The sequence below is a fragment of the Bradyrhizobium sp. Pa8 genome, from assembly GCF_052588265.1.
This window is the reverse complement of the sequence record NZ_CP176767.1, coordinates 5,726,958-5,741,898: the sequence shown is the minus strand read 5'-3', so window position 1 is coordinate 5,741,898 and position 14,941 is coordinate 5,726,958. Positions and strand designations below refer to the sequence as shown.

At 64.9% G+C, this 14,941-nt stretch carries 16 protein-coding genes, 1 tRNA gene and 1 pseudogene; 13 read left to right on the top strand and 5 right to left on the bottom strand.

The window, feature by feature from the left end; all coding sequences use genetic code 11:
• Window positions 1-68: 68 nt before the first annotated feature.
• From ACKWRH_RS27085 to ACKWRH_RS27045, 9 genes are all read left to right on the top strand, one after another.
• On the top strand, window positions 69-410 hold the full coding sequence (locus ACKWRH_RS27085) for a hypothetical protein (RefSeq protein ID WP_445216013.1): 342 nt from the start codon (window positions 69-71) through the stop codon (window positions 408-410).
• Between the two features lie 147 nt (window positions 411-557).
• A complete protein-coding gene (locus ACKWRH_RS27080) occupies window positions 558-1,715 on the top strand; it encodes a thiolase domain-containing protein (protein WP_253571758.1) in 1,158 nt (385 codons plus the stop codon).
• Window positions 1,715-2,104, top strand: a complete 390-nt coding sequence (locus tag ACKWRH_RS27075) for a Zn-ribbon domain-containing OB-fold protein (protein WP_018322310.1) — start codon at window positions 1,715-1,717, stop codon at window positions 2,102-2,104. Before ACKWRH_RS27080 ends, ACKWRH_RS27075 begins: the two co-directional genes overlap by 1 nt.
• A gap of 205 nt (window positions 2,105-2,309) precedes the next feature.
• A complete protein-coding gene (locus ACKWRH_RS27070; protein WP_445216012.1) occupies window positions 2,310-3,170 on the top strand; it encodes a MaoC/PaaZ C-terminal domain-containing protein in 861 nt (286 codons plus the stop codon).
• Window positions 3,171-3,401: 231 nt separating this feature from the next.
• On the top strand, window positions 3,402-4,280 hold the full coding sequence (locus ACKWRH_RS27065; protein ID WP_445216011.1) for an SDR family oxidoreductase: 879 nt from the start codon (window positions 3,402-3,404) through the stop codon (window positions 4,278-4,280).
• A gap of 141 nt (window positions 4,281-4,421) precedes the next feature.
• Window positions 4,422-5,375, top strand: a complete 954-nt coding sequence (locus tag ACKWRH_RS27060) for a dihydrodipicolinate synthase family protein (protein WP_445216010.1) — start codon at window positions 4,422-4,424, stop codon at window positions 5,373-5,375.
• Between the two features lie 4 nt (window positions 5,376-5,379).
• Window positions 5,380-6,174 (top strand): NUDIX hydrolase, encoded by a 795-nt coding sequence (locus ACKWRH_RS27055; protein WP_445216009.1) that lies wholly within the window; start codon window positions 5,380-5,382, stop codon window positions 6,172-6,174.
• An 80-nt stretch (window positions 6,175-6,254) separates the two neighbouring features.
• Complete coding sequence (locus ACKWRH_RS27050; protein WP_445216008.1) at window positions 6,255-7,169, top strand: DMT family transporter; 915 nt, start codon at window positions 6,255-6,257, stop codon at window positions 7,167-7,169.
• A gap of 124 nt (window positions 7,170-7,293) precedes the next feature.
• Entirely contained in the window at window positions 7,294-9,981 is a 2,688-nt protein-coding gene (locus ACKWRH_RS27045) for a PAS domain S-box protein (protein WP_445216007.1), read from the top strand.
• Between the two features lie 8 nt (window positions 9,982-9,989).
• Here the strand turns inward: ACKWRH_RS27045 and ACKWRH_RS27040 are convergent, their stop codons facing one another.
• The gene (locus ACKWRH_RS27040; RefSeq protein WP_445222483.1) at window positions 9,990-10,343 is read right to left on the bottom strand and encodes a GrlR family regulatory protein; all 354 of its coding nucleotides are present in this window, start codon (window positions 10,341-10,343) and stop codon (window positions 9,990-9,992) included.
• A gap of 260 nt (window positions 10,344-10,603) precedes the next feature.
• On the opposite strand from ACKWRH_RS27040, the pseudogene ACKWRH_RS27035 reads away from it, so the two are divergent.
• Window positions 10,604-11,113 (top strand): annotated as a pseudogene (locus ACKWRH_RS27035) (hypothetical protein).
• Window positions 11,114-11,175: 62 nt separating this feature from the next.
• Here ACKWRH_RS27035 and ACKWRH_RS27030 read toward each other — a convergent pair.
• Complete coding sequence (locus tag ACKWRH_RS27030) at window positions 11,176-11,562, bottom strand: VOC family protein (RefSeq protein ID WP_028151149.1); 387 nt, start codon at window positions 11,560-11,562, stop codon at window positions 11,176-11,178.
• Between the two features lie 181 nt (window positions 11,563-11,743).
• Between ACKWRH_RS27030 and ACKWRH_RS27025 the strand changes: the two genes are divergently transcribed.
• From ACKWRH_RS27025 to ACKWRH_RS27015, 3 genes are all read left to right on the top strand, one after another.
• Window positions 11,744-12,316, top strand: coding sequence for a hypothetical protein (locus ACKWRH_RS27025; RefSeq protein ID WP_445216006.1), 573 nt, complete (start codon window positions 11,744-11,746; stop codon window positions 12,314-12,316).
• A 153-nt stretch (window positions 12,317-12,469) separates the two neighbouring features.
• On the top strand, window positions 12,470-12,973 hold the full coding sequence (locus ACKWRH_RS27020) for a hypothetical protein (protein ID WP_445216005.1): 504 nt from the start codon (window positions 12,470-12,472) through the stop codon (window positions 12,971-12,973).
• Between the two features lie 152 nt (window positions 12,974-13,125).
• Window positions 13,126-13,202: transfer RNA gene (locus tag ACKWRH_RS27015), tRNA-Arg, on the top strand.
• 50 nt (window positions 13,203-13,252) lie between these two features.
• Here ACKWRH_RS27015 and ACKWRH_RS27010 read toward each other — a convergent pair.
• The 3 genes from ACKWRH_RS27010 to ACKWRH_RS27000 form a co-directional block, all read right to left on the bottom strand.
• Window positions 13,253-13,405 (bottom strand): hypothetical protein, encoded by a 153-nt coding sequence (locus ACKWRH_RS27010; protein ID WP_014494567.1) that lies wholly within the window; start codon window positions 13,403-13,405, stop codon window positions 13,253-13,255.
• Window positions 13,406-13,593: 188 nt separating this feature from the next.
• Window positions 13,594-14,559, bottom strand: a complete 966-nt coding sequence (locus ACKWRH_RS27005; protein ID WP_445216004.1) for a helix-turn-helix domain-containing protein — start codon at window positions 14,557-14,559, stop codon at window positions 13,594-13,596.
• Between the two features lie 146 nt (window positions 14,560-14,705).
• On the bottom strand, window positions 14,706-14,924 hold the full coding sequence (locus ACKWRH_RS27000; RefSeq protein ID WP_445216003.1) for a hypothetical protein: 219 nt from the start codon (window positions 14,922-14,924) through the stop codon (window positions 14,706-14,708).
• Window positions 14,925-14,941 lie beyond the last annotated feature (17 nt).

Below are 14,941 nucleotides of genomic sequence, written 5' to 3'. Positions count from 1 at the left end.
CATCCTTAGGATTTTGCTCCGCGTTGGTGAGTTGTTTGTGCCAGCGAGAATAGGACTTGAGGTGAGGCATGGATTGGGCTCGTCGTATTGTGACACGCCTGCCGCTTGCTGAGCTCTGGACGAACGTGGGTCTAATGGATTCACAGCCGGCTGAAAGAGTTGGTGCGGCTAAGATCGTGCAGCTCCTGCAAAACGGAGCGAGCTTCGTGGTTGCTGATGTCGGCAAGCCGTTGCGGTGGATCTCGGCTGCCGATCGATTTTCATTCTGGAGGAGCGAGGTCAAAGGTCGGCTGGTGGCTGCGGACGCGACCCGTTTTGATCTCGACGACTACCCCGACCGTTATTGCTACGTGGCGGCCATGTGGGACGGCACATCTCCAGCGCCAATCATCGTTTTGATGCACCACTGACGGGCCACCTAGGATGACAGGCCAAATGGCCATTTGCGCCCATCCGCTGCCCTCTCGCCCGACGGAATATTTCCGCGCTTGCCAAGCTGGCCCCCGCGGTTCAGAAAAACGGAGCAAGAAGAAACGCGAGCGCGGAGACCTGACGTTTTGACCATCAAGGGCAAGGCCTACATTGCCGGGATCTACGAACACCCGACCCGGCATGCGCCGGACAAATCCACCGCCCAGCTCCATGCCGAGGTCGCCAAGGGCGCGATCGAGGATGCCGGGCTCTCCAAGGACGATGTCGACGGCTATTTCTGCGCCGGCGATGCACCGGGCGGTGCCTGGCCGATGGTCGATTATCTCGGCCTGAACACCAAAAAACTCCGCCACGTCGATTCCACCGAGACCGGCGGCTGTTCCTACATCATCCATCTCGGCCACGCCGCTGAAGCCATCGCGGCGGGCAAGTGCTCGATTGCGCTGATCACGCTCGCCGGCAAGCCGCGCACCGGCGTGATGCCGCCGCGCGCAGCCGGCGCGGAAGCCGATTTCGAGTCCGCTTACGGTGCGACCACGCACAATGCCTATGGCATGTGTGCCATGCGCCACATGCACGACTATGGCACCACGAGCGAGCAGCTCGCCTGGATCAAGGTCGCGGCCTCGCATCACGCGCAATACAATCCGCATGCGATGCTCAAGGACGTCGTCACCGTCGAGGACGTCCTGAACTCGCCGATGATCTCCGATCCCCTGCATCGCATGGATTGCTGCGTCGTCTCCGACGGCGGCGGCGCGTTGATCGTGACGACGCCGGAGATTGCGAAGAGCCTGAAGAAGCCGCTGGTCAAGCTGATCGGCCATGGCGAGGCGATGAAGGGCCCGCGCGGCGGCAAGGATCTCGATCTCACGTACTCGGCCGGCATCTGGTCCGGCCCGCGCGCGTTCGAGGAAGCGGGCATCACGCCGAAGGACATCAAATACGCCTCGATCTATGACAGCTTCACCATCACGGTGCTGATGCAGCTCGAGGACCTCGGCTTCTGCAAGAAGGGCGAGGGCGGCAAGTTCGTCGCCGACGGCAATTTGATCTCGGGCGTCGGCAAGCTGCCGTTCAACACCGACGGCGGCGGTCTTTGCAGCAACCACCCCGTCAACCGTGGCGGCATGACCAAGATCATCGAGGCCGTCAGGCAGCTGCGCGGCGAGGCGCATCCGAAGGTGCAGGTCAAGAATTGCGATCTCGCCATCGCCCACGGCACCGGCGGCCTTTTGGGCGTTCGCCACGCCGCCTCGACGGCGATTCTGGAGCGCGTGTGATGAGCGAAACGAAAAAGTATCCGGCACCGGTGACCAATCCAGAGACCGCGGCGTTCTGGGATGCGGCCAAGCAGGGCAAGTTCATGATCAAGCGCTGCACCGCCTGCGGCGAGGCGCACTACTTTCCGCGCTCGATCTGCCCGTTCTGCTACTCCGACAAGACGGTGTGGGAGGAGGCTTCGGGCGAGGGCACGATCTACACCTGGAGCCTGATGCGGAAGTCGCCGACCGGTCCCTATGCGATCGGCTACGTCACGCTGAAGGAAGGTCCGTCGGTGCAGACCAACTTCGTCGACTGCGATCTCGAGAAGCTCAAGATCGGCCAGAAGGTGAAGGTGGTGTTCAAGCCGACCGACGGCGCACCATTGCCGTTCTTCACGCCGGCGTAGTTGCTTTCTTCCTTCTCCCCTTGCGGGAGAAGGTGGCGCGAAGCGCCGGATGAGGGGTATCGCTCCGCAGAGAGGCTTTTTCTGAGGAGCCAACCCCTCACCCAAATGAGTTTGCCGCACGGCTCTCGCGGCCCTCTCCCACAAGGGGAGAGGGCACATTAACGAGCGCCGCTGCTCGCGGAGAGACCGGGAGGAAACCAGAAAAATGTCCGCCAGATACGAAGAACTCAAAGGCCTCAAAAACATCGGCCAGAAATACGCCTATGGCGATCGCGAGGTCATGCTCTACGCCTATGGCATCGGCCTCGGCGCCGATCCGATGGACGAGAACGAGCTCGCCTTCGTCAACGAGGGCACGTTTACGCCGCGGCCGCTCAAGGTGGTGCCGACGTTTGCGTCCGTCGCAGCCTGGGGCTCGGGGCCGGGCGAGATGAACCTCAACCGCGTCATGGTGGTCGATGGCGAGCGTGACATCACCTTCCATCAGCCGCTGCCGGTGGCCGCGAACATCACGGCCGATTCCTCCGTTGTCGAGGTCTACGACAAGGGCAAGGACAAGGGCGTGGTGATCAGCCACCAGACCGTGCTCAAGAACGAGAAGGGCGAGAAGCTGGCAACGCTCGTCGCCTCGCGCTTCGCCCGCGGCGATGGCGGCTTTGGCGGGCCGAACCTGACCCAGCCCGATCCGCACAAAATACCGACCCGGAGCCCCGACAGGACCATCGATATCGTCACGCGCCCCGACCAGGCGCTGGTCTATCGCCTCTGCGGCGACCGCAACCCTCTGCACAGCGATCCCGAGTTCGCCAAGAAGGCCGGCTTTCCGCGTCCGATCCTGCACGGCATGTGCACCTACGGCATCACCTGCCGCGGCGTGCTCCAGACCTATGCCGACTACGACGCCTCCGCCTTCCGCCAGCACGTCGCGCGGTTCTCCTCGCCGGTCTATCCCGGCGAGACCGTGACCATGGACCTCTGGAAGGACGGCAACGTGATCTCGTTCGAAGCCAAGGTGAAGTCGCGCGGCGTCACCGTGATCAAGAACGGCAAGACGGAGCTGGGTTAGGTCGGCACCGGCGTTTCACTCCCTCGCCCCGTTCTCTTGTCCGCCGAAGCCCGCCTTCGGGCGAAGGCGGATGCGGGGAGAGGTTGGGGTGAGGGGGAGTCTCCATGAGGACGGTGAGAGATGAGTTCGCGGAGGCTCCCCCTCACCCTGAAATCAAGCTGCGCTTGATTTCAGGCCTGTCCCCGCACGCGGGGAGAGGTGAAGAAGAAACAAGAACAGGGAGAAGCCACCATGGGACTACTCGACGGCAAGGTTGCGCTGATCACCGGCGCGGGCGGGGGGCTTGGTGAGGCCTACGCAAAACTGTTCGCGCGGGAAGGGGCGTCCGTCGTCGTAAACGATCTCGGCGGTCCCCGTGACGGCTCCGGGGCCGACAAGTCGATGGCGCAGCTCGTGGTCGACGCGATCAAGGCTGAGGGCGGCAAGGCGGTCGCCAACGGCGCCGATATCTCCACCATGGAGGGCGGCCAGTCGGTGTTCGACGACGCGATCAAGCATTTCGGCCGCGCCGATATCCTCGTCAACAATGCCGGCATCTTGCGCGATCAGACCTTCGCCAAGGCGTCCGAATCCGACTGGGACAAGGTGATCAAGGTGCATCTGAAGGGCACCTTTTGTTGCACCATGCCGGTGTTTCGCTGGATGCGGGAAAACGGCGGCGGCGTCATCGTCAACACCTCCTCGACGTCAGGCCTGATCGGCAATTTCGGCCAGACCAATTACGGCGCGGCCAAGGGCGGCATCTGGGGCCTGTCCAACGTGCTGGCGATCGAGGGTCGCAAGTACAACATCCGGATCTGGACGCTGGCGCCGGGCGCGCTGACCCGCATGACCGCAGACCTGCCCCGCTATAAGGAGAACCCCGGTGCGGCGCTGGGGCCGGACGGCATCGCGCCGGCCGTGCTATACATGGTCAGCGACTTGTCGGGCGACCAGACCGGCAAGGTGCTGGGCGTGTCCGGGCCCCGCGGCGTGCGCGAAATGCGGATGATGGAAATGGACGGCTGGAAACCGCCGCACTCTGGCTGGAAGGCCCAGGACATCGCCGATCACGCCAAGGAGATCTTCTTCTCCGAGGAACAGATCAAGATGGGGGCGCGGAGGTTTTGAAGGCCGTCATCCCGGGGCACGCGAAGCGTGAGCTATGATGCGCAATTGCGCATCTGAGGATCCATACTTCGGATCGTGGTTATGGATTCCGGTCTCGCGACTGCGTCGCGCCCCGGAACGACAATAGAGGATAAAGGACTGATGAAACTGACCGCCGATGCCAAGGGCACCTTCGCAATCGCGCCGACACCGTTCCACGATGACGGCCGGATCGACGAGCGCTCGATCGACCGCCTGACCGATTTCTACGAGGAGGTCGGCTGCGACGGCGTCACGGTGCTGGGCATCCTCGGCGAGGCGCCGAAGCTCGATGCCGCGGAGGCCGAGCAGGTGGCGGTGCGCTTCGTCAAGCGCGCCAAGAAGATGCAGGTGATCGTCGGCGTCTCCGCGCCGGGCTTTGCCACGATGCGCTCGCTGGCGAAGGCCTCGATGGATGCCGGCGCGGCCGGCGTGATGATCGCGCCGCCGCCGTTGCTCCGTACCGACGACCAGATCGTCGGCTACTATAAGCAGGCGGCGGAGGCGATCGGGCCCGATGTGCCCTGGGTGCTGCAGGACTATCCGCTGACGCTCTCGGTGATCTTCACCCCTGCGGTGATCCGCAAGATCGTCACCGACAATCCGAATTGCGTGATGCTCAAGCACGAGGACTGGCCGGGTCTCGAAAAGATCTCGACGCTGCGCAACTTCCAGAAGGACGGCTCGCTCCGTCCGCTCTCGATCCTCTGCGGCAATGGCGGACTCTTTTTGGACTTCGAGATGGAGCGCGGCGCCGACGGCGCCATGACCGGCTACGCTTTCCCGGAGCTCCTGATCGACGTCGTGCGCCTTTCGAAGGAGGGCAAGCGCGACGCTGCGCATGATCTGTTCGACGCGCATCTGCCGCTGATCCGCTACGAGCAGCAGCCGGGCGCAGGTCTGGCGGTGCGCAAGCACGTGCTGCAGAAGCGCGGCATCATCGCCTCCAGCGCCCAGCGCAAGCCGGGCGCGACCATCACGCCGGCGGCGAAGGCGGAGGTCGACTACCTCCTGTCCCGCGTCGCCCGCGTCGACAAGCGCGCCAATCTTGGCCCGCAATCCAGCGCCGCAGGTTAGTGGAATGCCAGAGACATCAGCATCACGCCCGGCTTCGACCATCCTTCTGCTCCGTGACGGCGCAAAAGAGATTGAGGTCTTCATGATGGTTCGCCATCATCAGATCGAGTTCAACTCGGGCGCGCTGGTGTTTCCCGGCGGTAGCGTCGATGCCGGCGACAACGAGATCGTCGCCCGCTCCGACCTCTATTCGGGCGGCGAGGGCCTGAGTGAATCGGATCGCGGATTTCGGATCGCCGCGATCCGCGAGACCTTTGAGGAGAGCGGCATCCTGCTGGCGCGGGCGAAGGATTCGGGCACGCCGATCGATGCCGGGCGCGCCGGCGAGATCGCCGACAAGCATCGCGTCGCCCTCAATGAGCACAAGATCAGCTTCCTGAGCATCTTGGCCGACAACGGCCTCCAGCTCGCGCTCGATACGCTCGTGCCCTACGCGCATTGGATCACGCCGGAGGGCATGCCGAAGCGGTTCGACACCTGGTTCTTCCTCGCGGCCGCACCGCCCGATCAGCTCGGCGCTCATGACGGCCGGGAGTCGACCGACTCGATCTGGGTGTCGCCGCGCGAGGCGGTGGAGGGCGGCGAGAGCGGCCGCTTCAAGCTGCCGTTCCCGACCACGCGCAACCTGATCCGGCTCGCCAAGCAGGGCAGCGTGGGCGCCGCGCTGGAGCACGCCCGCGGCATGTCGGTCGTCACGGTCATGCCGGTCATGACCAAGACCGAAACCGGTCGCCAGCTCCGCATTCCCCGCGAAGCCGGCTATGACGGCGAGGTCTTCGAGGTCGGGGCGGTCGGCTAGGATACTTCGATACCAAACGAAGTATTGGCGGCCACGGACGCGCTAGGTTCCGTCCATCGCGAATGGACGGGACGTGCAAAATGGACAAGGGACGGGACCCCAACATCGCCGTCGAGCTGGCGCTGCTGGTCACGCTCGCAACGCTCTGGGGCGGCTCTTACACCTTCATCAAGCTCGGCGTCGCCACCATTCCGCCGATCACGCTGATCGCGGCGCGCACCACGATCGCCGGTCTGCTGCTGCTCGTCGTCATGTGGGCGCGCGGCATCAGGATGCCCACGGATGCCGCGACCTGGCAGCGCTTCGCGTTCCAGGCCGTCCTCAACAGCGTCATCCCGTGGACGCTGATCGCCTGGGGCGAACGCCATGTCGACGCGTCGCTCGCCACCATCCTCAACTCGGCCGGGCCGATCTTCACCTTCCTGCTCACGGCCGTCGTCACGCGCCACGAGGTGACGACGCCGCGAAAACTTTTCGGCGTGGTTGCCGGCATGGCGGGCATCCTGTTGATCGTCGGCGTCGACGCTTTCCACGACGTCGGCAATGGCCTGGTCGCGGAGGCTGCCATCGTCGCTGCCACCATCTGCTACGCCTGCGCCGCGATCTTCGGCCGCAGTTTTAAAGGTCTCGATCCGATGGCACCGGCCGCCGGCTCCCTGCTGGCGGGTGCGGCGGCGCTGATCCCGGCCTCGCTGATCGTCGAACAGCCCTGGACGCTGTCGCCCTCGCTGAGTTCCGTGCTGGCGCTGCTCGCGCTGGCAACCTTCTCGACTGCGGCGGCGTTCGCGATCTACTTCCGCCTGATCCAGACGCTGGGCTCGGTCGGCACCACCGCGCAGGCGTATCTGCGCGTGCCCATCGGGGTCGCCATCAGTGTCGCCTTCCTCGGCGAAACCCTGAGCCGGACCGCCTGGATCGGGCTTGCCTGCGTCGTCCTCGGCGTCGCCGCCATGACGATCCCGGCCCGGCGGCCGGCCAGTGTCAAAACGTCATAATCGGGAGGGGACAAGGGCGGCGGGCTCGCGATATTAAGGATATTCGGCAGCTCGAGGCATGTTCCCCCGGGGCCGCAAACCATCGTATATTGGGCCTCCAATAGCCCGGTCCTCAAAAGCCCCAATGTCCGCCGAATTGACGCCGACCCCTGAGAAAAAGCGAACATTCTCGCTCTCCATCGGCCAGCTCACCTTCGGCAGCTTCCTCCTGGTGCTGGCGGTGATCATCGTCACCTCGACCGCGAGCGTGATCGCGATCCGGCACATCGATACGACTTTCGCCGAGTTGCAGCGGCTCCAGAGCGTCGGCGACCTCGCCGAGGACATCGACCGCCGCATGAACGAGCTGCGGCTCGCCGCGCGCGACTTCGTCACCGATCCCGGCGCCGGCACCCAGTTCAAGCAGGTGGGCGAGGCGGCCGCGACGCTCAGCGACATCCTGAAGAAGACCCGCATCGAGCTCGCGCCCGAACAGCAGGACATGATCGACGGGGTCACCGAACGCCTTGCGACCTATCGCAATGGCCTCGAGCGGATCTCGACCCTGATCGACCGCCGCGCCCAGCTGCTCGCCGGCCTGCCGCCGCTGCGCGACCGGTTCGACGTGGCCGTCGGAGCCGCGGCGGACCGCGAGCTCGCCTCCCGCCTGTCGGAGGCGCAGAGCCAGATCGCGCTCGGGCTGCTCGCGCGCAACCCGTCCGCCGCCGAGCAGGCCGCGCAGGGAATGCGAGCGATGGACATCGCGGACGCCAGGCTGAAGACGGCCGTGAACGACTATGCCGAGGCCATCATCGCGGTGGCGGTCCGGGAGCGGCAGATCGCCGATATCGACCGCGAGGTGCTGGGCACCGAGGGCCGCCTGATCGGCCGCGTCACGGAACTCCTGCGCGAGGTCAGCGCCAGGCGCGGCCACGTGCTGTCGCGCGATTTCGCCCGCACGCTGACGGAGGCGCGGTGGCAGAGCATCGTGTTCGGCACCATCGGCGTCTTGATCGGCATTCTCGCGGCCGGCTTCGTGGTGCGGCGGACTGTCCGGCCGCTTGCGAAGATCGCGAGATCCATCCGCGCGCTCGCAGCGGGCGAGAAGGACACCTCGATCCCGTCGGCCGACCTCGACAACGAGATCGGCGACATCGCGCGCGCGGCCGAAGTGTTCCGCCGCGCGCTGGAGGAGGCCGACATGGCGCGCGAGGCGGCGGTGCGGGCGCTCACCGAGCAGCGCCTGGCCGAAGAGAGCTACCGCAAGCTGTTCGAGGGCTCGGTCGACGGCATCTATGTCACGACGCCGGCCGGCGATCTCCTCAACGCCAATCCGGCGCTGGCGCGGATGATGGGCTATGACAGCCCGCAGCAGCTCATCGACAGCATCAACGACATCGCCCACACCATCTACGTCCACCCCGAGGCTCGCGCCGAATATCAGCGGCTGATGGCGCGCGACGGCATCGTCCGCGAGTTCGAGTACCAGGTGCGCCAGCGCAGTGGCAACATCCTGTGGCTTTCCGACAGCGCCACGGGCGTGCGGGACGAGGCGGGCAACATCGTCCGCTACGAGGGCACGCTGCGCGACATCACCGACCAGAAGCGGGCGGAAGACGCCATCGCCGAAGGCCGGCGCCTGCTCCAGCAGGTCATCGACACCGTGCCCGCGGTCATCAACGTCAAGGACCGCGAGCTGCGCTACGTGCTTATGAACCGCTACATGGCCGGCATCTTCGGCATCGAGCCCGCCGATGCGCTCGGCCGCACCACCGCGGATCTGATGTCGCGCTACGGCGCAGCCAAGACCGACGAGAACGACAAGCGGGTGCTCAGGCTTCGAAAAGGTCTCGGCTTCTACGAAGAGGAGTACAAGGACGCCTCCGGCAACATGCGGCAATGGCTGGTCAACAAGCTGCCGCTGCTCGATGCCGACGGCGAGATCGAGCGGATCGTCACCGTGGCGCTCGACATCGGCGAGCGCAAGCGCGGCGAGCAGGAGATGCGCAAAGCCAAGGAATCCGCCGAGACCGCGTTGCGAAACCTGCGCGAGACCCAGGCCTCGCTGATCGAGGCGGAGAAGCTCGCCGCGCTCGGACGGCTCGTCGCCGGCGTCGCCCACGAGGTCAACAATCCCGTCGGTATCAGCCTCACGGTCGCATCCGCGCTGGAGCGCAAGACCGCGATGTTCACCTCCGAAGTCGAGCGCGGCGAGCTCCGTCGCTCCACGCTCAACGACTTCCTCAACACCAGCCGCGATGCGTCCTCGCAGCTCGTCTCCAATCTGAACCGCGCGGCGGAGTTGATCCAGTCGTTCAAGCAGGTCGCGGCCGACCGCAACTACTCGGACCAGCGCAGCTTCGATCTCGGCGACCTCACCGAGCAGGTGGTGATGAGCCTGCGGCCGGGCCTGCGCAAACACAATCTGACGCTCAACGTTGAGTGCCAGCCGAGCCTGACCATGAACAGCTATCCCGGCCCGTATGGCCAGGTGCTGACCAATCTGTTTCTCAATTCGGTGGCGCACGCCTTCCCGGACGGCCGGCCGGGGATCATCGACATCCAGGTGCGCGAGTCCGGCAAGGACAATGTCGAGATCATCTTCTCGGACAATGGCTGCGGCATGTCGCTCGACGTCCGCCGCCGCGCCTTCGATCCGTTCTTCACGACGCGGCGCGACCAGGGCGGCACCGGCCTCGGACTGCACATCGTCTACAGCATCGTCACCAATCGCCTCGGCGGGCGACTCGATCTCGATTCCGAGCCGGGCGAGGGGACGCGCATCCAGATCATCCTGCCGCGCACCGCGCCGCTCGAGCAGGCTGCGGAATAGTCCCGCGCCTAATCGGCTTCTGCGAGCTTGTGCAGCGTGGCGCCGAAAATCAGGCTGGCCTTGCCGACGAGCGCTGTGCCCGTCATCTCCGCGCGGGTGTCCGTGTAGGTCCCGCTGACGCCGATGCCGACCGGGGCAGGGCCGCCGAACAGCGGATTGTCATCGCCACGCGGCGAGGTGTGCCGTTGCACCAGCACCTCGCCCTTGAAGGTGTGGTCGTCCTTCACGACGTAGCTGCCGGTGTAATAGAGGTAGGCATCGCCGCCAAGGATCTTGCCGTCGCGAAAAAGAATCACGCCGCTGCCCTTGCCGGCTCGACCATCGAGCAGGTTCACGTGAATCGAATAGAGGCCGTTCTTCATCACGTCCCACAGGCCGGCCGCCATCGCCCAACGGCGTAACCGGTAGAGCTTTTATGCCAAAGCGCGTTCCCGCGCGCAACGCGGCAGTTTGCCGGGCGGCGGTGCGATCTTGCTGCCGCCAGCCGTAGTTGTCCCGGCTTGTCTATGACACCATCATGACGGTCTGATCATGACGCGAGGCCCGTCGTTGCGAATCAAGTTGGCCCGCGAAATGCATGACCATTGTTGCACTGGCCGCGGGGTGCTGGAGCAAGACAAACGTGAGCAACTGGATCGATTCCGGCGGCGATGAGCCGCGTCTGTACAGTGTGCGTCCCACGATGTGCGTCCCACGATTTGCGAAACACAACGGCCGACTGGCGGTGCGCCACGCTGGCGAAGCAAGGCCAGCCTCGCTTGCGCCCTGGCCTTGATCGCGCTCGCAGCCTCTTCGGGCCATGCGCGCGACCGCGGCCAGTTCGTCAACACCAATGCCGAATTGAAGGCGTGGTTCGACGGCCTGCGCAGCGGCAAGGGGCCTTGCTGCTCCGATGCCCGACGGCTCAGCGCTCTCGGACACTGACTGGGAGAGCAAGGACGGACACTATCGTGTCCGCATCCCGCGCTTGGGCCACGTGCTCGACGGCCAGCAGCAGGAACTTGTCTGGGTTGACGTGCCCGAGGAGGCCGTCATCTCGGAGCCGAACCGGGTCGGGCGCACCATGGTGTGGCCGATCTACGGTTACATGGGCGTCGCCATCCGCTGCTTTATGCCCGGCAGCATGAGTTAGCCGGGCGATAGCACGCCCGGCTTCTCGTCGACCTCAGATGAGGCGCCAGATGAGGCGACGGGTCAGGTATATTTCTTGTCGCGCTCGAGCAGCTCGATGGAGATGCCTTCCGGGCCGCGGATGAAGCAGATGCGCACGCCGGGCCGGATCGTGGTCGGCTCGCGCGTGAAGGTGACGCCCTTGGCCTTGATCTCGGCCGCGACGGCGTCGATGTCCTTCACGGTGAGACCGAAATGGTCGAGGCCCTGATGCGGGTGCGGTGGCGGCGGGTTGACGGCGTTGTCGCCCTCGAGCGATGCGATGAAGATCTTTGCGCCGCCGAGATTCACGTCGATCCGTCCCGGTGCGCGCACAATCTCGCCGCCGAGGATGTCCCGCAGCCAGGCCGCTGTGGCCTCCGGATCGGGACTGCGCAGATGGACGTGATCCCAAGTGACGACGACTGGCATTTCATGTTCTCCCAACGGGGTCTTCGATGTTGCAGCGCATGTTAGCGGCCCTGGCTGGTGATCGCCACCGTCCTTGCCGACTCGGCATGAGCGCGGGAACCTTAGTTCGTCTCCCGGATTAAGGTAAGCAGTGGCCGAGTCCGTCGTCGAACGGGCTCCGGCCGCGGTCGGTGATGTAGCCATGAACGCCAGGTTTGATTGGATCGGGTGGGGACGTTTCGCCGGGAGCGGCGAGCGCCTGGCGCGAGCTGTGACGATCGCGAGCGTCTCGTTCGGGCGAAGCCTGCTCTGGCTACTGGCGGCGATCATCGTCGGCTGCGGCGTGTGGATGCTGCTGCCGCTCTCCAGGGGCAACAGCGCCGAGCCGATGAAGTCTGACGTGGCAACGGTCGAACCGGCACCTCCAGGCAGTGCGGCGGCGGCGGTCTCGCCGATTGCCGAAGCTCAGGCTCCAGCTGCGGCAGAACTCGATCGCCTCAAAATCTCATCGCAGACCTGGCGCCGTGGCGGGCTCGGCTCGAAGGCGCTGGTGACGTTCACGCTGCGAAACGACAATGACTATGCCGTTAAGGATCTGGAGATCGTCTGCGCGTTCACGCGGCGCGATGGCAGTCATCTCACCGACCGCAGCCGCGTGCTTGCCGACACGGTAACGATGAAGAGCCGCAAGACCTTTGCGCGTGTGCCTGTCGGCTTCATCAACGTTAACGCCGATCAGGCGAAGTGTTCGCTGGTCGCCGCACGGCGCGCGTAAGTTCCTGGTAGCGGAAAAGTTACTGTCCGCAACCCTTGGCCGAAAAACTTGGCGTTGCCATTTGAACCAAGGGCCGGGTGCAGGAACCAATTAGAGTATCGCCTGTTTAAGGCGAAGAGCCCACGCGGGGATGCGGGGGGCGGAGCGTGGCCGATGCCCATTTTCAGGTACTTCGTTTTCGTCGGTGGAGCCTTGCTCGCACTGTTGTTCGCGGCAGGTTACGTTCTGCCATCGCAACCGGGCGCACCGGCCATTGTCACCGCAAGCAACGATCAGCCGCTGATCCGGATCCGGTCGGATCGCCATTTGCCTGAGCGTGTCGTGCTCGACACCAGCCAGCCCACGATTGCCGCACCCGCAGTGAAGACCGCTGCGGTCGTCGCGCCTCAGCCGTCGGTGCAGGAAGCTGCTTCGCCGGGACTGGCCGAGATGTCGGCCAAGGCGCGGGTGCGCGAGACCTTCGCCCAGTTTACGCCGGCCCCGAAGGATGCCGCCAGGAAGGCCGATGCCAAGCCGCAAGCCCAGGCCCAGCCCCCGCAGGCTACGGCTCAGCCCAAGCGCAAGGTCGCCAGGTCGCATCCGGCGCCGCAGCAGGGCCGCCCGATGATGATGGTGGCGCAGCGGCCGCAGTTCGGCTTCTTCAACAGCACCTGGTAGGAACGCCTCTGACCCGTCTCGAAACGAGACGGGAAGGGCTTTTTATTGGTCAGTCTCTCTGCTAATTCGAACCAATCCGAACGTCGCCCGGTGTGCTGGCTTGCCAGCCGCGGTCCGGCGCTTCTCGGTTGCGGCCCAATGACCGGGCCGGGGCGCTCGTAGCTCAGCTGGATAGAGCATCGGATTTCGATTCCGAGGGTCGGGAGTTCGAATCTCTCCGAGCGCGCCACTTGCCAGGCCGGAGCCTCGAGGCCCGGCCGGCTCGATCCGCGGGTCCCCTTACTTGCCCTGGATCTTCAGCCCATTGGGGCCGACATTGATCTGCAGGCCGTCGGGCTGTTTCTTCGCCTGGTAGAGGTTGTAGCCGAGCACGGCTGCCGTGACGACCAGAGCGCCGATGATCAGAAACAGGACGTTACGGTTGATGGACATTCTCTTCCCTGAACCACTTGATTGACGGCGAGAAAAACCCCGCGCGTTGGGCGTGCGGGGTTTCTCAGCGCGCCCGCGGGGCTGGCTGGCGGCGCACTGCTCGGACCTGACAACGTCATTCGAGGGAACCTGTTCCATAGCCGCCCGACGCGTGGTCAAGGCAAGCCATCGGCGTCGCGCCTGCGGTGTCAGTTCGCAGAGAAACCGGTGTGCCGGGCCCGTGCCAGCGTGTCGGAGGGCGCCTCGTGGAAGATCGCGCGGTAGGCCGCGGCAAACTCGCCGAGGTGATGAAATCCCTGGGCGCGTGCGCATGTGGCGACCGTTGCGCCGCCGCCCTTCAGGAGCCGCGAGCGTGTGGCCCACAGCCGCTTCAGGCGGATGTATTGATGCAGACTCATGCCGCGCACCTTGCTCACCGCGCCGCCGAGCGTTCGGACCGAAACGCCCAACTCACCGGCGAGATTGGCCGTATAGATCGGAGCGGTCGGATAGGCCGCGACGTAATCGTCGATCTGCTGCACGAGCCTGGCTGATCGCGCGCCTGCATTCGGGGCGGTGCGGTCAGACGACGGGTCAATTTGGAACAGGTCGTCGAGGGCGAGCAGCAGGCCCTCCTGGAGATGCGCGGCGACCTCTGTGGTTTCGAACATGTGCGGCTCTATGGACGCGGTCCGCAGGATGTCGAGAACAAGCTGACGCGCGTAGAGATGCGCCACGGGGTCCGCGATGCGAACCCACAATGAATCGGCGCGATCGAACCAGCCGCGATCCCTGAGCGCGGGGGAGAACATGATCAGCGCGTGGTAATTGGTCTGATGCTCGACGAAATGACAATGATGATTGCCGCGCAACGCGATGAAAAAGCGCGAGTCGAGATCGATCCCGCTCGAGCTGGCGCGCAGATCGTCGGTCATCGGCAGGATCACCATGCCGCCCGGTGCGCGATAGGCGGTATCGAGAATCCGCGCAAACGACCTCGCCACGATGATCCGGCACCCCGGCAGGTTCACGATCGCGCGCGCTGCAGCGAAGTTGGCGACGTCGAGCGGAATGCTGCGGGCGTCTTCCATCGACTCGGCTGGCCGAAACGCGTCGACATCGGAAAACCGGATCAACTGGAGGGCGGAGGAGGGGGCGAGAGCGTCGAAGAACATGCTTCTGGCCGGATGCTGAAATGTGACAATTAAATGAAATTCAATACATCGCAATCAATGGCGAAACAGGATGATTCAGTAAACCGGATTCCGGGCCGTAGTATTGCGGACATCATGCCACGCGGCGCGGCAGGTCGATGTCACCGTCAACGGTCCCGGTTCATCGGTTGGCCTGAGGCGAGGTCGATGAAATGGAGACGCGTGCAGGCGGGACAGGCGAAGGACTCGAAGCTCCGTCCCTCGAGCCGCCGCCCCTCAAGCCTCCGCTCGTCAGGCCTCTGCTCGTCAAGCTTTGGCTGCCTCTCGAGATGCGTCTGCACATTCATGCCCGTCTGGGGGCATCGGAAAACAATGAAATCCGCCATCGACGTAGAATGGCGGC

Bases quoted from the DNA above. Each gene is read 5' to 3' on its own strand.
- ACKWRH_RS27085 (WP_445216013.1), top strand. From the start codon at position 69: ATGGATTGGGCTCGTCGTATTGTGACACGCCTGCCGCTTGCTGAGCTC.
- ACKWRH_RS27030 (WP_028151149.1), bottom strand. From the start codon at position 11,562: ATGCCAGTCGTCGTCACTTGGGATCACGTCCATCTGCGCAGTCCCGAT.
- ACKWRH_RS27005 (WP_445216004.1), bottom strand. From the start codon at position 14,559: ATGTTCTTCGACGCTCTCGCCCCCTCCTCCGCCCTCCAGTTGATCCGG.
- ACKWRH_RS27075 (WP_018322310.1), top strand. From the start codon at position 1,715: ATGAGCGAAACGAAAAAGTATCCGGCACCGGTGACCAATCCAGAGACC.
- ACKWRH_RS27055 (WP_445216009.1), top strand. From the start codon at position 5,380: ATGCCAGAGACATCAGCATCACGCCCGGCTTCGACCATCCTTCTGCTC.
- ACKWRH_RS27025 (WP_445216006.1), top strand. From the start codon at position 11,744: ATGAACGCCAGGTTTGATTGGATCGGGTGGGGACGTTTCGCCGGGAGC.
- ACKWRH_RS27070 (WP_445216012.1), top strand. From the start codon at position 2,310: ATGTCCGCCAGATACGAAGAACTCAAAGGCCTCAAAAACATCGGCCAG.
- ACKWRH_RS27060 (WP_445216010.1), top strand. From the start codon at position 4,422: ATGAAACTGACCGCCGATGCCAAGGGCACCTTCGCAATCGCGCCGACA.
- ACKWRH_RS27010 (WP_014494567.1), bottom strand. From the start codon at position 13,405: ATGTCCATCAACCGTAACGTCCTGTTTCTGATCATCGGCGCTCTGGTC.
- ACKWRH_RS27040 (WP_445222483.1), bottom strand. From the start codon at position 10,343: ATGAAGAACGGCCTCTATTCGATTCACGTGAACCTGCTCGATGGTCGA.
- ACKWRH_RS27020 (WP_445216005.1), top strand. From the start codon at position 12,470: ATGCCCATTTTCAGGTACTTCGTTTTCGTCGGTGGAGCCTTGCTCGCA.
- ACKWRH_RS27050 (WP_445216008.1), top strand. From the start codon at position 6,255: ATGGACAAGGGACGGGACCCCAACATCGCCGTCGAGCTGGCGCTGCTG.
- ACKWRH_RS27000 (WP_445216003.1), bottom strand. From the start codon at position 14,924: ATGGCGGATTTCATTGTTTTCCGATGCCCCCAGACGGGCATGAATGTG.
- ACKWRH_RS27065 (WP_445216011.1), top strand. From the start codon at position 3,402: ATGGGACTACTCGACGGCAAGGTTGCGCTGATCACCGGCGCGGGCGGG.
- ACKWRH_RS27045 (WP_445216007.1), top strand. From the start codon at position 7,294: ATGTCCGCCGAATTGACGCCGACCCCTGAGAAAAAGCGAACATTCTCG.